The 17,348-nt window shown below is 54.7% G+C and carries 16 protein-coding genes and 1 tRNA gene; 7 read left to right on the top strand and 10 right to left on the bottom strand.

Annotated elements, in window-relative coordinates:
• Positions 1 to 69 precede the first annotated feature (69 nt).
• Together AC2CGP_RS22630 and AC2CGP_RS22625 are read left to right on the top strand one after the other, a co-directional pair.
• Positions 70 to 1,068, top strand: coding sequence for an amidohydrolase family protein (locus tag AC2CGP_RS22630; protein ID WP_015368889.1), 999 nt, complete (start codon positions 70 to 72; stop codon positions 1,066 to 1,068).
• Between the two features lie 61 nt (positions 1,069 to 1,129).
• Positions 1,130 to 1,852 carry a DUF554 domain-containing protein gene (locus AC2CGP_RS22625; RefSeq protein ID WP_015368890.1) on the top strand — a complete coding sequence of 241 codons (723 nt, stop codon included), beginning with the start codon at positions 1,130 to 1,132 and terminating at the stop codon, positions 1,850 to 1,852.
• Between the two features lie 4 nt (positions 1,853 to 1,856).
• On the opposite strand, the gene rep is transcribed toward AC2CGP_RS22625, so the two are convergent.
• Positions 1,857 to 3,878 carry a DNA helicase Rep gene (gene rep, locus AC2CGP_RS22620; protein ID WP_213760039.1) on the bottom strand — a complete coding sequence of 674 codons (2,022 nt, stop codon included), beginning with the start codon at positions 3,876 to 3,878 and terminating at the stop codon, positions 1,857 to 1,859.
• Positions 3,879 to 3,990: 112 nt separating this feature from the next.
• Between rep and ppiC (AC2CGP_RS22615) the strand changes: the two genes are divergently transcribed.
• Both ppiC (AC2CGP_RS22615) and ppiC (AC2CGP_RS22610) read left to right on the top strand, forming a co-directional pair.
• Positions 3,991 to 4,272 carry a peptidylprolyl isomerase PpiC gene (gene ppiC, locus AC2CGP_RS22615; RefSeq protein ID WP_015368892.1) on the top strand — a complete coding sequence of 94 codons (282 nt, stop codon included), beginning with the start codon at positions 3,991 to 3,993 and terminating at the stop codon, positions 4,270 to 4,272.
• Between the two features lie 51 nt (positions 4,273 to 4,323).
• Positions 4,324 to 4,605: a peptidylprolyl isomerase PpiC gene (gene ppiC / locus AC2CGP_RS22610; protein ID WP_213760040.1), complete on the top strand. Its 282-nt coding sequence runs from the start codon at positions 4,324 to 4,326 to the stop codon at positions 4,603 to 4,605.
• Positions 4,606 to 4,807: 202 nt separating this feature from the next.
• Here ppiC (AC2CGP_RS22610) and ilvC read toward each other — a convergent pair whose 3' ends face one another.
• Positions 4,808 to 6,283 (bottom strand): ketol-acid reductoisomerase, encoded by a 1,476-nt coding sequence (ilvC, locus tag AC2CGP_RS22605; RefSeq protein ID WP_015703965.1) that lies wholly within the window; start codon positions 6,281 to 6,283, stop codon positions 4,808 to 4,810.
• Positions 6,284 to 6,438: 155 nt separating this feature from the next.
• Here ilvC and ilvY point away from each other — a divergent pair, with 155 nt between their 5' ends.
• Positions 6,439 to 7,329, top strand: coding sequence for an HTH-type transcriptional activator IlvY (ilvY, locus tag AC2CGP_RS22600; RefSeq protein WP_484502458.1), 891 nt, complete (start codon positions 6,439 to 6,441; stop codon positions 7,327 to 7,329).
• Here the strand turns inward: ilvY and ilvA are convergent.
• The 6 genes from ilvA to ilvL all read right to left on the bottom strand — a co-directional run bounded on the left by ilvA (position 7,326) and on the right by ilvL (position 13,872).
• A complete protein-coding gene (ilvA, locus tag AC2CGP_RS22595; protein ID WP_015368895.1) occupies positions 7,326 to 8,870 on the bottom strand; it encodes a threonine ammonia-lyase, biosynthetic in 1,545 nt (514 codons plus the stop codon). The genes ilvY and ilvA overlap by 4 nt on opposite strands.
• Before the next feature lie 2 nt (positions 8,871 to 8,872).
• Positions 8,873 to 10,723: a dihydroxy-acid dehydratase gene (gene ilvD, locus AC2CGP_RS22590; protein WP_015368896.1), complete on the bottom strand. Its 1,851-nt coding sequence runs from the start codon at positions 10,721 to 10,723 to the stop codon at positions 8,873 to 8,875.
• Positions 10,724 to 10,783: 60 nt separating this feature from the next.
• On the bottom strand, positions 10,784 to 11,713 hold the full coding sequence (locus AC2CGP_RS22585; protein ID WP_008807980.1) for a branched-chain amino acid transaminase: 930 nt from the start codon (positions 11,711 to 11,713) through the stop codon (positions 10,784 to 10,786).
• 19 nt (positions 11,714 to 11,732) lie between these two features.
• The gene (gene ilvM, locus AC2CGP_RS22580) at positions 11,733 to 11,990 is read right to left on the bottom strand and encodes an acetolactate synthase 2 small subunit (protein WP_015368897.1); all 258 of its coding nucleotides are present in this window, start codon (positions 11,988 to 11,990) and stop codon (positions 11,733 to 11,735) included.
• A complete protein-coding gene (ilvG, locus tag AC2CGP_RS22575) occupies positions 11,987 to 13,633 on the bottom strand; it encodes an acetolactate synthase 2 catalytic subunit (protein ID WP_484502457.1) in 1,647 nt (548 codons plus the stop codon). The genes ilvM and ilvG overlap by 4 nt, the downstream gene beginning before the upstream one ends.
• Positions 13,634 to 13,773: 140 nt before the next feature.
• Positions 13,774 to 13,872: an ilv operon leader peptide gene (gene ilvL / locus AC2CGP_RS22570; protein ID WP_001311244.1), complete on the bottom strand. Its 99-nt coding sequence runs from the start codon at positions 13,870 to 13,872 to the stop codon at positions 13,774 to 13,776.
• A 354-nt stretch (positions 13,873 to 14,226) separates the two neighbouring features.
• On the opposite strand from ilvL, the gene AC2CGP_RS22565 reads away from it, so the two are divergent.
• On the top strand, positions 14,227 to 15,747 hold the full coding sequence (locus AC2CGP_RS22565) for a YifB family Mg chelatase-like AAA ATPase (RefSeq protein WP_209163002.1): 1,521 nt from the start codon (positions 14,227 to 14,229) through the stop codon (positions 15,745 to 15,747).
• Between the two features lie 23 nt (positions 15,748 to 15,770).
• Here AC2CGP_RS22565 and AC2CGP_RS22560 read toward each other — a convergent pair whose 3' ends face one another.
• Positions 15,771 to 16,109 (bottom strand): MaoP family protein, encoded by a 339-nt coding sequence (locus AC2CGP_RS22560; RefSeq protein WP_015368901.1) that lies wholly within the window; start codon positions 16,107 to 16,109, stop codon positions 15,771 to 15,773.
• A 118-nt stretch (positions 16,110 to 16,227) separates the two neighbouring features.
• Here AC2CGP_RS22560 and hdfR point away from each other — a divergent pair, with 118 nt between their 5' ends.
• Positions 16,228 to 17,049 (top strand): HTH-type transcriptional regulator HdfR, encoded by an 822-nt coding sequence (gene hdfR, locus AC2CGP_RS22555; protein WP_015703960.1) that lies wholly within the window; start codon positions 16,228 to 16,230, stop codon positions 17,047 to 17,049.
• Positions 17,050 to 17,151: 102 nt separating this feature from the next.
• Here the strand turns inward: hdfR and AC2CGP_RS22550 are convergent.
• Positions 17,152 to 17,227: transfer RNA gene (locus AC2CGP_RS22550), tRNA-Trp, on the bottom strand.
• Positions 17,228 to 17,348: the final 121 nt, after the last annotated feature.

Raw genomic sequence — 17,348 nt, 5'->3', positions numbered from 1 at the left:
GTCAATACGTCAAAAATTTTAATCTCCTCGCATCAGTTCATATCGACCGAATAAATAAAGGAACCTATCATGCGCGGAAAAATCGCTTTAGAAGAACATGTATCTACTCCTGAAAATAACCGTTTATGGGATTCAACCGGTGAAGCTAACCGTAACGGTAGCGAATATATGCAAGACGTAGAGCGCCGCCTGCTTGACCGCAGCATTCAACTCGAAGAAATGGCGCAACGTAATATCGACCACGTTATTCTTTCTCTGACTTCACCCGGCGCGCAATCTATTTTAGATAAAGCCAAAGCGGTCTCTTTCGCTCGCGACACTAACGACTTTATCGTTGATAATTATGTAAAACCGAATCCGGATAAATTTAGCGCGTTCGCCACGCTGGCGTTACAAAACCCGGAAGCTGCGGCGGAAGAGCTGGAGCGCGCGGTGAAAAAACTGGGCATGAAAGGCGCGCTGATTAACGGCTACACCAACGTCAAAGACAGCGAACATGGCCTGTATCTTGATGATGAATCCATGCTGGTATTCTGGGATAAAGTCAACGAGCTAAACGTGCCGGTGTACCTGCATCCGCGTGAACCGCTGGAAGGCCCGGCGCGCGGGATTTATACCGGTTACGAAAGCCTAATCGGTTCCGCCTGGGGCTTTGCGCAGGAAACCGCCGTTCACGCTATTCGCCTGATGATGAGCGGCCTGTTCGACCGTTATCCGAATCTTAACCTGGTGCTGGGACACCTCGGTGAAGGGCTGGTACACATGCTGCCGCGCACTCAACATCGCCTCTATCGTCAGCGTTTCGGCTGCGGTTTGGGCAAGGCGGAAAAACCGTTAATGCACTATCTGCAAAATAACTTTATTGTCACCACCAGCGGTCACTTTAATACTCACTCGCTAAATAATGCGATTGAAGTAATGGGTGCCGATCGCGTGATGTTCTCCGTAGATTACCCTTATGAAGATATTCATCAGGCCTGCGACTGGTTTGATCCGTTAGAAATGGATGAAGGGCTGAAAGAAAAAATAGCCTGGGGCAATGCCAGCCGCGTATTTAATATCAAATAATAAAAAATAAATCGACAGGGCCTGTTCTCAGGCCCTGATTTTATTACAGGGAGAATATACTATGCCGGTAGGTATTTTTGTTTGCAGCGGTTCATTACTCGTCGGCGCGATTGCAGGCGCCTCACTCAACCGATTTATCCCGGATCACTTTAAGAAAACGCTACCGCTTATTTCCGGGTTAATCTCTATCAGTATGGGCGTGTTCTTCCTTAACAAACTCATCAATCTGCCACCCATTGCGCTGGCCGTTATCATCGGCACGATTATTGGCGGCCTGTTGAATATTGAGAAGTGGATTGAGCGGGCGGGAACACAGCTGCGAACGCCCATCGAGCGCATTTTTCCAGGCCAAAACAACGCAGGCGTAGAAGCGGAGGATTTTATGAACCAGTTTATCGCGGTGCTGATCCTGTTCTGCGCCAGCGGTACCGGTATTTTTGGCGCCCTAACCGAAGGGATGACCGGCGACCCGACCATTCTGCTGACCAAGTCGATACTCGACTTTTTCACCGCCGCTATTTTCGCTTCCACGCTGGGCTACATTATCACCGCAATTTTTATCCCCCAGCTGATCATCTTCGTGATTCTGTTCTTCGCCGCCACGTTTATTATGACGTTGATAAGCCCATCGATGATCGCTGATTTTACTGCCTGCGGCGGTATTATTATGCTGGCGACCGGTTTTCGGCTTTGCGGTATTCGCCATTTCCCCACCGCCAACATGCTGCCGTCGCTGCTGCTGGTGATGCCATTTTCCACCGCCTGGCAGCAGTTTGTCGCCTGAAACGTTAGCCCTTTTTCGCCTTCGCCAGCATCGCCTTGATATTCGCGACGTTGGCCTGGCCTTTATGCATACGTTCTTCCGCAGAGATGACTTTCCGCTCCTGCTCCCAAATCAGATCGTCTTGCGGGAGCTCAAGCAGAAAACGGCTCGGCTCCGGGCGCACCAGCTCGCCATACTGACGACGCTCCTTACAGAGCGTAAAGGTTAACTCTTTCTGCGCGCGCGTGATACCTACATAGGCCAGTCGCCGTTCTTCATCAACATTATCTTCATCGATACTGCTCTGATGCGGCAGCAATCCCTCTTCCATTCCCACCAGGTAAACATACGGGAACTCCAGCCCTTTTGAGGCATGCAGGGTCATCAACTGCACCTGATCCAGCTCTTCATCCGATTCGCCGCGTTCCATCATATCGCGCAGGGTAAAGCGGGTAACCACCTGCGTCAGCGTCATCGGCTCATCTATCTCGCTGCCTTCCAGCATTTCGGTCATCCAGGTGAACAGCTGGTTGACGTTTTTCATCCGCATTTCCGCGGCTTTCGGGCTCGGCGAGGTTTCATATAGCCAGGACTCATAATCAATCCCGCGAATTAAATCCCGCACGGCATTGACTGGTTCACGTTCGGTCAGTTGCTGAATTTCCCGCAGCCAGTGGGTGAAACGAGTGAGGGATTCATACCCGCGCCCGGTCAGCGTCTGGCTTAACCCCATATCAAAGCTGGCGGTGAATAAGCCTTTATTGCAGCTCATCGCCCATTCGCCCAGTTTTTGCAAGGTCGCCGGGCCAATCTCTCGCTTCGGCGTATTGACGATACGCAGGAAGGCGCTGTCGTCATCCGGGTTGGTGAGTACGCGCAGATAGGCCAGCAGATCTTTAATTTCCGGACGCGAGAAGAACGACGTGCCGCCCGAGATTTTGTACGGGATGCGGTTCTGCATCAGCATCTTTTCAAAGACCCGCGACTGGTGATTGCCGCGATAAAGGATGGCGTAATCTTTGTAGTTTGTTTTATTAATAAAGTGGTGGGCAATCAGTTCGCCAGCGACGCGCTCCGCTTCATGATCTTCGTTATTGGCGGAGAGCACTTTCAGCTCGGTACCGTAGCCAAGTTCCGAGAACAGCCGCTTTTCAAACACGTGCAGGTTATTGGCGATCAAAATGTTGGCAGCCTTCAGAATACGCCCTGATGAACGGTAGTTCTGTTCAAGCTTGATCACCTGCAGCGCCGGAAAATCCTGGCTTAACAGCACCAGGTTCTGCGGCCGCGCGCCGCGCCACGAGTAGATCGACTGATCATCATCACCCACCACGGTAAAGCGCGCGCGCTGCCCCACCAGCAGCTTCACCAGCTCATACTGGCTGGTGTTGGTATCCTGATACTCATCCACCAGCAGGTAACGGATCTTGTTCTGCCAGCGTTCGCGCACCTCTTCATTGCGCTGCAACAGAAGCGTCGGCAGTAGAATAAGATCGTCAAAATCAAGGACGTTGCAGGCCTTCATATGCGCATCATAGAGCCCATAGCAGTGGGCGAAGATGCGGTCCCGTTCGCCTTTCGCGCCAGCCGCCGCCTGCGCCGGCGTTTTCAGATCGTTTTTCCAGTTGGAGATCGTCGAGATCAGCTGCTGCAACACCACTTTGTCATCTTCGATCAACCCTTCGGTGAGCTCTTTGAGCAGCGCGACCTGGTCGGTATCATCGAACAAGGAAAAGTTAGATTTCATTCCCAGCGCGGCGTATTCACGTTTGATGATGTCCAGTCCCAGGGTGTGGAAGGTGGAAATCATTAGCCCGCGCGCCTCTTTTCGCCCCAGCGTTTGCCCGACGCGCTCTTTCATTTCGCGCGCGGCCTTGTTAGTAAAGGTGACGGCCGCGATATGGCGCGCCTGATAACCGCAGCCGCGGATCAGGTGGGCGATTTTATTCGTAATTACGCGGGTCTTACCGGAACCGGCGCCCGCCAGCACCAGGCACGGTCCGGTAACGAATTCGACGGCTTGTTGTTGGCCAGGGTTTAAACGCATGGGAATATTGCTCAATCTTCGAACGGGGTGTGGATTGTAGCAGAAAGCGAGGCCGAGATTTACCGGCTGATGGTAAAGTGTCAGCCACGCAATTCATCCTGAGGCTCCGGTAATGGCAAAAAGCGCAGCGGCCCTGCATATTCTGGTCAAAGAAGAAAAACTGGCACACGACATCCTCGCCAAGCTGGAACGGGGCGTCAGCTTCGATCATCTGGCGAAGCGCTACTCAAAATGTCCGTCAGGACGCCATGGCGGCGATCTGGGGGAGTTCCAGCAGGGCGCAATGGTCGCTCCGTTTGATAAAGCCGTGTTCAGCTGTCCGCTGCTCAAACCCTATGGCCCGGTACAAACCAAATTTGGCTACCATATCATCAAGGTGCTGTATCGCCGCTAGCGCGTGTTACTATGGCGCCCTGATTTATCCCAACTCAATCAAGGCGCAATCATGGCTAAAACAGCGGCAGCACTGCATATCCTGGTAAAAGAAGAGAAACTGGCTCTCGATCTGCTTGAGCAGCTCAAAAACGGCGCCGACTTCGGCAAGCTGGCGAAAAAACACTCTATCTGCCCGTCAGGAAAACGCGGCGGCGATCTGGGCGAATTCCGCCAGGGCCAGATGGTTCCGGCATTCGATAAAGTGGTTTTCTCCTGCCAGGAACTGGAGCCAACCGGCCCGCTGCATACCCAGTTCGGTTACCACATCATCAAAGTGCTGTACCGGAAATAATAAAAAACCCGGGGATCTTAATCTCCGGGTTTTTGCCTGATGGCGCTTCGCTTATCAGGCCTACTAAACAAATCCATTCCTCTATGGATTTCGGCTTGCCGGAAGGCGGCAAGGAAGTACATCCCCAGGAACATAGATTCCTATGTGACTGGGGTGTACGTACCGTAGCCAACGCATCGGCAAGTCGAAAGACGACGAGGAATCAGCCGGCAACCGCGATACGCTTCATATCGGTCATATAACCGCGCAGTTTTTTACCCACCGCTTCGATAGCGTGGCTGCGAATCGCTTCGTTCACGTCACGCAGCTGAGCGTTATCCACCGCACCTTCGGCAATCGCTTTGCCCAGGTCGCCGGTCTGCAGAGTGGTCATGAACTCTTTCAGCAGCGGTACGCAAGCATAAGAGAACAGGTAGTTACCGTACTCCGCGGTGTCGGAGATAACCACGTTCATTTCATACAGGCGCTTACGGGCGATTGTGTTGGCGATAAGCGGCAGCTCGTGCAGCGATTCGTAGTAAGCGGACTCTTCGATGATGCCGGAATCAACCATGGTTTCGAAGGCCAGTTCAACGCCCGCTTTCACCATTGCAATCATCAGAACGCCTTTATCGAAGTACTCCTGCTCGCCGATTTTACCTTCATACTGTGGCGCGGTTTCGAACGCGGTTTTACCGGTCTCTTCACGCCAGGTCAGCAGTTTTTTGTCGTCGTTCGCCCAGTCAGCCATCATGCCGGAAGAGAATTCGCCGGAGATGATGTCATCCATATGTTTCTGGAACAGCGGCGCCATGATCTCTTTCAGCTGTTCTGACAGCGCGTAAGCACGCAGTTTCGCCGGATTAGACAGGCGATCCATCATCAGGGTGATGCCGCCTTGCTTCAGCGCTTCGGTGATGGTTTCCCAACCGAACTGAATCAGTTTTTCCGCATACGCCGGATCGGTACCTTCAGCCACCAGCTTATCGAAGCACAGCAGAGAACCCGCCTGCAGCATGCCGCAGAGGATAGTCTGCTCACCCATCAGGTCAGATTTCACTTCCGCCACGAAGGAGGATTCCAGAACACCCGCACGATGGCCGCCGGTCGCCGCTGCCCACGCTTTAGCAATGGCCATACCTTCGCCTTTCGGATCGTTTTCCGGGTGTACGGCGATAAGCGTCGGCACGCCGAAACCGCGTTTGTACTCTTCACGAACTTCGGTACCCGGGCACTTCGGCGCCACCATCACCACGGTGATGTCTTTGCGGATCTGCTCGCCCACTTCAACAATGTTGAAGCCGTGGGAGTAACCCAGCGCCGCGCCGTCTTTCATCAGCGGCTGTACGGAACGCACAACGTCAGAGTGCTGTTTGTCCGGAGTCAGGTTGACGACCAGGTCAGCCTGCGGGATCAGCTCTTCATAGGTACCCACTTTGAAGCCGTTTTCGGTCGCTTTACGCCAGGATGCGCGCTTCTCGGCGATCGCTTCTTTACGCAGCGCATAGGAGATATCCAGGCCGGAGTCACGCATGTTCAGCCCCTGGTTCAGGCCCTGCGCGCCACAGCCGACGATGACTACTTTTTTACCCTGAAGATAGCTTGCGCCATCGGCAAATTCATCGCGCCCCATAAAGCGGCATTTGCCCAGCTGAGCCAGCTGCTGGCGCAGATTCAGTGTGTTGAAGTAGTTAGCCATGGTGATACCTCGTGATGTTGTGTTGTCGTGCTTATTGTTCGGTTCGCGTTTTGCGAGAATGAACCCACTATATGACAGGAATTTCGTTGCGAAAATTGATATATTCACAACATCACATTGCAATAACTGCAACGTTATTCTCAGGGGATTGAGCCATGGATTTACGCGATCTGAAAACCTTTCTGCATCTGGCGGAAAGCCGCCATTTTGGCCGCAGCGCGCGGGCTATGCATGTCAGTCCCTCCACGCTTTCGCGGCAGATTCAACGCCTGGAAGAGGACCTCGGCCAGCCGCTGTTCGTTCGCGATAATCGCACCGTAACCCTAACCGAGGCCGGCGAAGAACTCCGCACCTTTGCCCAGCAGACTTTATTGCAGTATCAGCAACTGCGTCACGCCATCGACCAGCAGGGGCCGTCGCTCTCCGGCGAGCTACATATTTTCTGCTCCGTGACCGCCGCTTACAGCCATCTGCCGCCGATTCTCGACCGCTTTCGCGCCGCGCATCCTTCGGTAGAGATAAAGTTATCGACCGGCGACGCCGCTGATGCGATGGAAAAAGTGGTCACTGGAGAAGCCGATCTGGCCATTGCCGGTAAGCCGGAGACGCTGCCGGGCTCGGTGGCGTTTTCGATGCTGGAAAATCTTGCGGTGGTACTGATTGCCCCGGCGTTGCCCTGCCCGGTGCGCAATCAGGTGACGGTCGAACATCCCGACTGGGCAGCGGTGCCGTTTATCATGGCCGATCAGGGCCCGGTGCGCCGCCGCATCGAGCTGTGGTTCCGTCGCCATAAAATCAGCAATCCATCCATTTACGCCACCGTCGGCGGCCATGAAGCCATGGTATCTATGGTCGCCCTCGGCTGCGGCGTGGCGCTACTGCCGGAAGTGGTGCTGGAAAACAGCCCCGAGCCGGTCCGCAATCGCGTGATGATCCTCGATCGCAGCGATGAGAAGACGCCATTTGAGCTGGGCGTCTGCGCACAAAAAAAGCGGCTGTACGAGCCGCTTATTGATGCGTTCTGGAAAATCCTGCCTAACCACTAGCCCGCGAGGAAAAAGCGGAACGCCGGGTTATGGGTTTCGTCATGACACTCGTAGCCCAGTTCATTAAGACGGGTTTCGAAGTCCGGCTCATGCTCGCCAAGCTCAAACGCCGCCAGAACGCGGCCAAAATCGGTGCCGTGGCTACGATAGTGGAACAGCGAAATATTCCAGTGGGTGCCGAGCGTGTGCAGAAACTTGAGCAGCGCGCCTGGTGATTCCGGGAACTCGAAGCTAAACAGGCGCTCCTGCAGCGGTTTAGACGGCCGTCCGCCGACCATATAGCGCACGTGTAGTTTCGCCATTTCGTCATCGGAAAGATCGACCACGCTGTAGCCGCCTTCGCTCAGTAAATCGAGGATCTCTTTACGCTCATCCAGCCCGCGGCTCAACCGCACGCCAACGAAAATACAGGCATCTTTGGCATCGGCAAAACGGTAGTTGAACTCGGTAACCGAACGGCCGCCCAGTAGCTGACAGAACTTAAGGAAGCTGCCTTTCTCTTCCGGTATCGTCACCGCCAGCAGCGCTTCGCGCTGCTCCCCGAGCTCGCAACGCTCAGAAACGTAGCGTAGTCCGTGGAAGTTAACGTTGGCGCCGGACAGGATGTGAGCCAGACGCTCGCCGCGGATGTTATGCTGGGCGATATACTTTTTCATCCCCGCCAGCGCCAGCGCGCCGGAGGGCTCCGCTACCGCCCGCACATCTTCGAACAGATCTTTCATCGCCGCGCAGATAGCATCGCTATCGACGGTGATGATGTCGTCCAGATACTCCTGGCATACACGGAACGTTTCATCGCCGATGCGCTTCACCGCCACGCCTTCAGCGAACAAACCGACGCGCGGCAGATCCACCGGGTGACCGGCATCCAGCGCCGCTTTCAGACACGCCGAGTCTTCCGCTTCCACCGCTATCACTTTAATCTGCGGCATCAGCTGCTTGATAAGCACCGCCACGCCTGCCGCCAGACCGCCGCCGCCAACCGGGACGAATACGCGGTCAATGTGGGCATCCTGCTGCAGCAGCTCCAGCGCCAGCGTTCCCTGACCGGCGATGACCATCGGGTGATCGAACGGCGGCACCCAGGTAAACCCCTGCTGCTGCGCCAGCTCAATCGCGCGGGCTTTCGCTTCGTCAAAGTTGGCGCCGTGCAGTAGCACTTCGCCGCCAAAGCCGCGAACGGCATCGACTTTGATATCGGCGGTCGCTACCGGCATCACGATCAGCGCCTTAACACCCAGCCGGGAGGCAGAGAACGCCACGCCCTGCGCATGATTACCCGCCGAAGCGGTGATCACGCCATTTGATTTTTGTTCCGCCGTCAGGCCGGACATCATCGCGTAGGCGCCGCGCAGCTTAAAGCTATGCACCGGCTGGCGATCTTCGCGTTTCACCAGAATAACGTTATCCAGCCGCGAAGAGAGCTTATCCATTTTTTGCAGCGGCGTTTTCTGCACCGCTTCATAAACCGGCGCGCGCAGTACCGCCCGGAGATACTCCGCCCCCTCAGGGGCGGCGGATAGGGGTTGCGACTCGGCCATGATTAACCCCCAAGTTTTGATTTATCGCGCACGGCGCCCTTGTCGGCACTGGTCGCGAGGCTGGCGTAAGCGCGCAGCGCGAAGGAGACCTGGCGCTCGCGGTCTTTCGGCGTCCACGCCTTATCGCCACGCGCTTCTTGCGCTTCGCGACGGGCAGCGATTTCGGCATCGCTGAGCTGCAGCTGAATACCGCGGTTCGGAATATCGATAGCAATCATGTCGCCATCTTCGATGATAGCGATGTTGCCGCCGCTCGCGGCTTCCGGCGATACGTGGCCGATGGAAAGCCCGGAGGTGCCGCCGGAGAAGCGGCCATCGGTGATCAACGCGCACGCTTTGCCAAGCCCCATGGACTTCAGGAAAGTGGTCGGATAGAGCATCTCCTGCATTCCCGGCCCGCCTTTCGGCCCTTCATAGCGAATAACCACGACGTCGCCTTCCACGACTTTGCCGCCGAGGATAGCCTCAACCGCTTCGTCCTGGCTTTCATAAACTTTCGCCGGGCCGGTAAATTTCAGGATGCTATCGTCGACGCCAGCGGTTTTGACGATACAGCCGTTTTCGGCAAAGTTACCGTACAGTACTGCCAGGCCACCGTCTTTACTGTAGGCATGTTCCAGAGAACGGATACATCCCTCAGCGCGATCGTCATCCAGCGTATCCCAGCGGCAATCCTGCGAGAACGCCTGGGTAGTACGGATCCCCGCCGGACCGGCGCGGAACATTTTTTTCACCGCGTCGTCCTGGGTCACCATCACATCGTACTGTTCCAGGGTCTGCGGCAGCGTCAGGCCAAGGACGTTTTTAACATCGCGGTTGAGTAACCCCGCGCGATCCAGCTCGCCGAGGATACCCAGCACGCCACCGGCGCGGTGCACGTCTTCCATATGGTATTTTTGCGTACTCGGCGCCACCTTACACAGCTGCGGCACTTTGCGGGACAGCTTGTCGATATCACTCATGGTGAAGTCGATTTCGGCTTCCTGCGCCGCCGCCAGCAGGTGCAGTACGGTATTGGTTGAGCCGCCCATTGCGATATCGAGAGTCATGGCGTTTTCAAATGCCGCCTTGCTGGCGATATTGCGCGGTAGCGCGGAAGCGTCGTCCTGCTCGTAGTAGCGTTTGGTCAGTTCAACGATACGTTTACCGGCGTTGAGAAACAGCGCTTTACGGTCGGCATGGGTCGCCAGCAGAGAACCATTACCCGGCTGCGACAGGCCTAATGCTTCGGTCAGGCAGTTCATTGAGTTCGCGGTGAACATCCCCGAGCACGAACCGCAGGTCGGACAGGCGGAACGCTCCACCTGTTCGCTCTGATCGTCAGAGACTTTCGGGTCTGCCCCCTGGATCATGGCATCAACCAGATCCAACTTGATGATTTTGTCAGACAGCTTGGTTTTCCCGGCTTCCATCGGACCGCCGGAGACAAAGATCACCGGAATATTCAAACGCAGGGAGGCCATCAGCATCCCCGGGGTGATTTTGTCGCAGTTAGAGATACAGACCATAGCATCGGCGCAGTGGGCGTTAACCATGTACTCGACTGAATCGGCGATGAGCTCGCGGGATGGCAGTGAATAGAGCATACCCCCGTGCCCCATGGCGATCCCATCATCCACCGCGATGGTGTTGAATTCTTTAGCAACGCCGCCCGCAGCTTCAATTTGCTCGGCAACCAGTTTGCCGAGATCGCGCAGATGCACGTGCCCTGGTACAAACTGGGTAAAGGAGTTAACAACGGCGATGATCGGTTTGCCGAAATCGGCATCGGTCATTCCGGTCGCGCGCCACAGCGCGCGGGCGCCCGCCATATTGCGGCCATGTGTGGTGGTGGCGGAACGGTACTTAGGCATGCTCTTTTTACTCCCATCTCTGTTTATGCAATGGGACGGTGCGTGCCGTCCCATTTTTAATCACTTACTTACCGGATCCAGCCAGCCCCATTTATCTTCCGTTTCACCGGTGAAGAGGCCAAAGAAGGCTTCCTGAATGCGTTTGGTCACCGGGCCACGGCGGCCTGCGCCAACTTGGATACCGTCAACGCTGCGTACCGGCGTGATTTCCGCAGCGGTACCGGACATGAACACTTCATCCGCCAGGTACAGAGATTCGCGGGACAGCACCTGCTCGCGGACTTCGATACCGAGATCTTTCGCCAGTTTGATGATGGCGTCGCGGGTGATACCCGGCAGCGCGGAAGAGGTAAACGGCGGAGTAAACAGCACGCCATCTTTCACCTCAAACAGGTTTTCGCCTGCGCCTTCGGAGATATAGCCGTTAACGTCCAGCGCGATACCTTCCTGATAACCGTGACGACGCGCTTCGCTGCCGACCAGCAGAGAGGAGAGATAGTTGCCGCCCGCTTTCGCTGCGGTTGGGATGGTGTTTGGCGCCGCGCGGTTCCAGGAAGAAACCATCGCATCGATCCCCTGCTCCAGCGCTTCTGCGCCAAGGTATGCACCCCACGGGAACGCCGCGATGATAACGTCGGTTTTATAGCCGTCCGGCGGGTTAACGCCCATGCCAACATCGCCAACAAACACCAGCGGACGGATATAAGCGCTGGTCAGTTTATTGGTACGGATAACTTCGCGGCAGGCTTCCATCAGCTCGTCAACGCTCTGAGAAACCGGGAAACGGTAGATTTTTGCTGAATCATGCAGACGCTGCATGTGTTCACGATGGCGGAACACCACTGGCCCTTTGTGAGAATCGTAGCAGCGGATACCTTCGAATACCGAAGTCCCGTAGTGCAACGCGTGGGACATGACGTGTACTTTCGCCTCGCCCCATGGGGTCATCTCGCCATTGAACCAAATGTAATCAGCTTTCTTCGTCGTCATTGTTTTTATTCCTCTGCGCTCAGGCGCGGATTTGTTGTGATGTGGGTTGCTGGATCTCGACGCAGGCGACGTCGACCAGTTTGCGTAACTGACTAAACAGTAATTCGACGGGCCGCTGGCTGGCAACGGTCAGCTCGATATTTATGTTTTGCGCATCCGACGCGGTTTCCATATTCATTGAGCAAATTTGAAAACCGCGATGGCGCACCACGCGCAGCACGCGTTCTAAGGTTTCGGGGTTGAAGCGAGCCTGTAAAGCGACCTGATGTTGCATCATGATAATTTCTCCAGCATTTCTGCATTACTGGCGCCGGGCGGCACCAACGGCCAGACATTCTCAAGTTCATCGATTGAGACATGAAGCAGGTATGGCCCCTGGCTCGAAAGCATGGTGTCGAGTGCCGCTTCAACCTGGTCTTTACGGGTGATGTGCTGGCCTGGAATGCCAAAAGCGCTGGCCAGCGTAAGAAAATCAGGATTATCGGTAAGCGTGGTTTCGCTGTAACGCTCCTGGAAAAACAGCTGCTGCCACTGGCGAACCATGCCTAAACGTTGGTTATCCAGCAGCACGATTTTCAACGGTAATTGCTTGCGCTTAACGGTGCCCAGCTCCTGTACGTTCATCATGAAAGAGCCATCGCCGGAGATACAGATAACCGTATCGTCCGGGCGAGCCACCTGCGCGCCAACGGCTGCCGGCAGACCAAAACCCATGGTGCCGAGGCCGCTGGAAGTGATGAAGTTTTCCGGGCGGGTATAGGTCATGTGCTGGGCCGACCACATTTGGTGCTGGCCGACATCGGTCGTCACGACGCAATCCGCCGGTTTGCGATCGGAAAGCTGCTTGAGCAACAGCGGCGCGTAGATTGCCTCGCCGGGATGATCGTAACGCCAGGCGTGCTCCGCGTGCAGCTGCGCGTTGTGCTCGCGCCACGCATCGATGGCCAACGGCTGCTGCAACGCCGGCAGCATGGCGTTTAAATCTCCGGTTAAGGCGACGTGCGCCTGGCGCAGTTTGTTCAGCTCGGCCGGGTCAATATCCATATGGATTACTTTGGCGTGCGGGGCAAAGGTATTCAGCTTGCCGGTAACCCGGTCATCAAAACGGGCGCCGACGGCGATTAATAAATCGCACTCCTGCACCGCCAGGTTTGCTGCCTTGGTTCCGTGCATACCCAGCATGCCAAGGTAATACGGATAATCCGCGGCGACGGCGCCCAACCCTTTCAGGGTGCAGGTTACCGGCATCTGCGTCACCGCCAGAAATTCGCGCACGGCCGGTACCGCCTGTGCCATTCCAACACCGCCGCCCACGTACAGCATTGGCTTGTGGGACTGCGCAAGCATCGCTAACGCCTGCTCGACTTGTGTGTGCGGGAACTCAACATCGTCAGGAACGGTGGAGAAATGCGGATCTAATTCGCCTTTAGCCAACTGGATATCTTTTGGAATATCAACCAGTACCGGGCCAGGACGGCCTGAGTTTGCCACCTGGAAAGCTTCCGCAATGACGCGCGGCAGCTCTTCCAACGACTGCACGAGGAAACTGTGTTTGGTGCAGGCCAGCGACAAACCGAGAACGTCCACTTCCTGAAAAGCGTCAGTGCCGATAAACGGCGCCGCCACTTGACCGGTGATGGCGACAACAGGTACAGAATCAAGTAACGCGTCAGCCAAACCGGTGATCAGGTTGGTGGCGCCAGGGCCGGAAGTGGCGATGCAAACACCAGTTTTGCCGGTCGCGCGGGCATAACCGATGGCGGCCATTGCGGCGCCTTGCTCGTGCCGACACAGCAGGTGTTCCACGCCGCCGTCATACAAAGCATCGTAAACCGGCATAATCGCGCCACCCGGATAGCCAAATACCGTGTCGACCCCCTGTGTTCGCAAAGCATGTACCACCCACTGCGCCCCGTTCATAGTTACTTCCCCGTCATAGATCGGGAGAAACAGAATTTTATGCTAAAACTCATCTTCTGCTCCTCGCTTATGTTTTTTAAGTTATAAAAAAACCCCCGGACCTTTCGGTGCGGGGGTCTTAGTTCGTTAAGGCTTGATTTCTAAGCCTTTCCTCGTCCAAGTGCAGCCCCGCACGGTGGGATAATAATCACCACCACGCTAATCACGACCAGGCTAATCACTCGTAGAAGGGCTGTCATTTTCTGTTCTTTCTGGCTTCTTGTTCGAAGGAATACCTAAAGAGTTATCACAGACATCACATTAAGCACAAGATTTTTTTATGTTCCATTTTCTGATCTTGCTAACGATTTTTATTAAACCAGTTGTTTTTAAAAAGAAAAAAATAAAATGAAAAAAATTCAGCTTATTCTCGCGTTTGCATCCGTGTTTTACGGCATTAAAACGGCGTCATGACGGATTTGCGTATGCCCTCCCAAAATAATAAAAATGCAAAACTTTGCAGACAATTGTCTGGAACAGGCGTCGTAAAGTTAAATATTCCCAGGTTCATGAAACTCTATGAATAGACATAATCATTCCGCTCAGGAGGCGTTATGTCACTCGCAATTGTCTATACCCGCGCGGCGCTCGGGGTCAGCGCGCCGCTAATTACCGTCGAAGTCCATATCAGCAACGGACTACCCGGTTTGACGATGGTCGGTCTGCCGGAAACCACGGTAAAGGAAGCCCGCGATCGGGTACGTAGCGCCATTATTAACAGCGGCTACAGCTTTCCGGCAAAGAAGATAACCATAAACCTTGCCCCAGCCGATCTGCCGAAAGAGGGCGGGAGATATGATTTACCTATCGCTCTCGCGCTCCTGGTCGCTTCGCAGCAGCTTGCCGCCCCGAAACTTAATCAGTATGAGTTTATTGGCGAATTAGCGCTTACAGGCGCGTTACGCGGCGTTCCTGGGGCAATATCCAGCGCTATGGAAGCGATAAAAGTCGGGAGGCAGATTGTCGTTGCTGGAGATAACGCCGAAGAGGTCGGCTTGATTAACGGCAATGAGTGCCTTATAGCAGGCCACCTGCAGGAAGTCTGTGCGTTTCTGGAAGGGAAACATACTCTGCAGCCGCCGACTGATGAAATAACTGCGGGAGAGGACGATTATGACGATCTCGGCGATGTCATTGGCCAACAGCAGGGAAAACGCGCGCTGGAGATAGTCGCAGCTGGCGGTCACAATTTACTCTTGATGGGTCCACCGGGTACAGGGAAGACGATGCTCGCCAGCCGTTTGCCGGGGCTTTTACCGCCACTAAGCAACCAGGAAGCGCTGGAAAGCGCTGCTATCCTCAGCCTCGTCAATGCTCATTACGTTACGCGTCAGTGGCGTCGGCGGCCTTTTCGTGCCCCTCACCACAGCGCTTCGCTAACGGCGATGGTCGGCGGCGGCTCAATCCCTGCCCCTGGGGAGATCTCCCTGGCGCATAACGGTATTCTGTTTCTTGATGAACTACCTGAATTCGAGCGTCGGGTTCTGGATGCACTACGAGAGCCCATTGAATCAGGAAAAATTCATCTTTCCCGCACTCGGGCTAAGATTGACTATCCTGCGCGATTTCAGTTGATTGCCGCCATGAATCCCAGCCCAACAGGACATTACCAGGGTCAGCATAATCGGGCCACACCGGAACAGACCCTGCGCTATCTGGGCCGATTGTCAGGGCCATTTCTCGACCGCTTCGATCTCTCGCTTGAGATTCCACTCCCTCCACCGGGCGTATTAAGCCGGGGTGGCGTTGGCGAAGAGCGAAGCGCCACCATTCGTCTACGGGTATTCGCGGCGCGCGACAGACAGCTCGCACGGCAGAATAAACTTAATGCACAACTGGACAGCGGGGAGATAAAAGTCTGGTGCAAGCTGAAAGAAGACGACGCGATATGGCTGGAACAGACGCTCTCACTATTAGGGCTTTCAATCCGCGCATGGCAACGTTTACTGAAAGTTGCGCGTACTATCGCCGATCTTAATGAGGATAGGGATATCGAACGTCATCATTTGCAGGAGGCGCTAAGCTACCGGGCTATCGACCGTATGTTAAATCACCTGCAGACGCTGATGGCATAAAAAAAGGGCTTTCGCCCTTTTTTTTAATCGTCGCTTTCAGTGTAGTCTTCAGCGCCTTCAACCTGCGGCTTACCGCCAGATAAGGTGTGAAAACGCTTCGGACGTTTGATTCGCGCCATATACTTAATCCAAACGCGTTCCGCTTCGGTCACCGGCTCACGTTCGCCGTGGCATACCGCAACGAATTGTTTTTCATCTTCGGTAACAGGCTCGCGTTTGCCCAATTCCAGCTCATTAAAGGCGTAACCATGACGTTCAAGCAGTTGCGCCTCTTTGATGGTGAAATCACCGTGACGGGAGAACCCGCGTGGATAATTTTTATTGTCGAAAAAACGATTAGTCGTCGTAAAGCTTTCCGCCATCCTACACGCTCCTGATTCTTTGGCCGAGCTATTTATGGCGCGGAGTATTAGTTACGCTTGACAGAGCGTCAAACAAAACATTTAAATCATCACGACAAATAATTTTGCGGAGAAGAGTGTGGACACGGAATTGCTCAAAACTTTCCTTGAAGTGAGCAGAACTCGCCACTTTGGGCGGGCAGCGGAAGCGCTTTATTTAACACAATCAGCGGTTAGCTTCCGCATTCGTCAGTTGGAGAACCAGCTGGGCGTAAATTTATTCACCCGCCATCGTAACAATATTCGCCTGACGTCAGCCGGTGAGAAACTGTTGCCCTATGCCGAAACGTTGATGAATACCTGGCAGGCCGCGCGTAAGGAGGTCGCCCACTCTTCTCGCCATAATGAGTTTTCGATCGGTGCCAGCGCGTCGCTATGGGAATGCCTATTGAACGGTTGGCTGGGGACGCTCTACAAAGATCCCTATAATCTGCAATTTGAGGCGCGGATAGCTCAACGCCAGTCATTAGTGAAGCAGTTGCATGAACGCCAGCTCGATCTCCTGATCACCACAGAATCACCGAAGATGGATGAATTAAGCAGCCAGTTATTGGGTCATTTCACCCTGGCGCTCTATTGTGCCGCGCCGGGAAAAAATAAGAATGATTTGAACTACCTGCGGCTGGAATGGGGACCGGACTTCCAGCAAAACGAAGTGGGTTTGATCGGCAGCGATGATGTACCGCTACTGACGACGAGCTCCGCAGAACTGGCTTATCAACAGCTCACTACCTTGAATGGTTGTACCTGGTTACCCGTTAGTTGGGCACAGCAGAAAACCGGCTTGCACACGGTGACCGATAGCGCGACCCTTTCACGTCCTCTGTATGCCATTTGGCTACAAAATAGCGATAAGCAGGCACATATTCGCGAGATCCTGAAAAGCAGCATCCTGGAATAGCGATCTGACTCCATGGATGGAGTGGCTAAAAAACTGGAAAGGCAGAGTGATGGGAGAAATTAAAGACAAAAAAAATCCTTTGCCGAAGCAAAGGATTATATATGGCAGGGGCGGAGAGACTCGAACTCGCGACACCCGGTTTTGGAGACCGGTGCTCTACCAACTGAGCTACGCCCCTAAATCTTTCTCGCTATTAAGCCCGCTAATATAGCAGGCTTAATATAAATAAGTGGCGGAACGGACGGGACTCGAACCCGCGACCCCCTGCGTGACAGGCAGGTATTCTAACCGACTGAACT

Source organism: Klebsiella sp. SYXHC3 (assembly GCF_057196925.1).
Note: the sequence above shows the minus strand (reverse complement) of the source record. Positions and strands in the feature narration are given on the sequence as shown.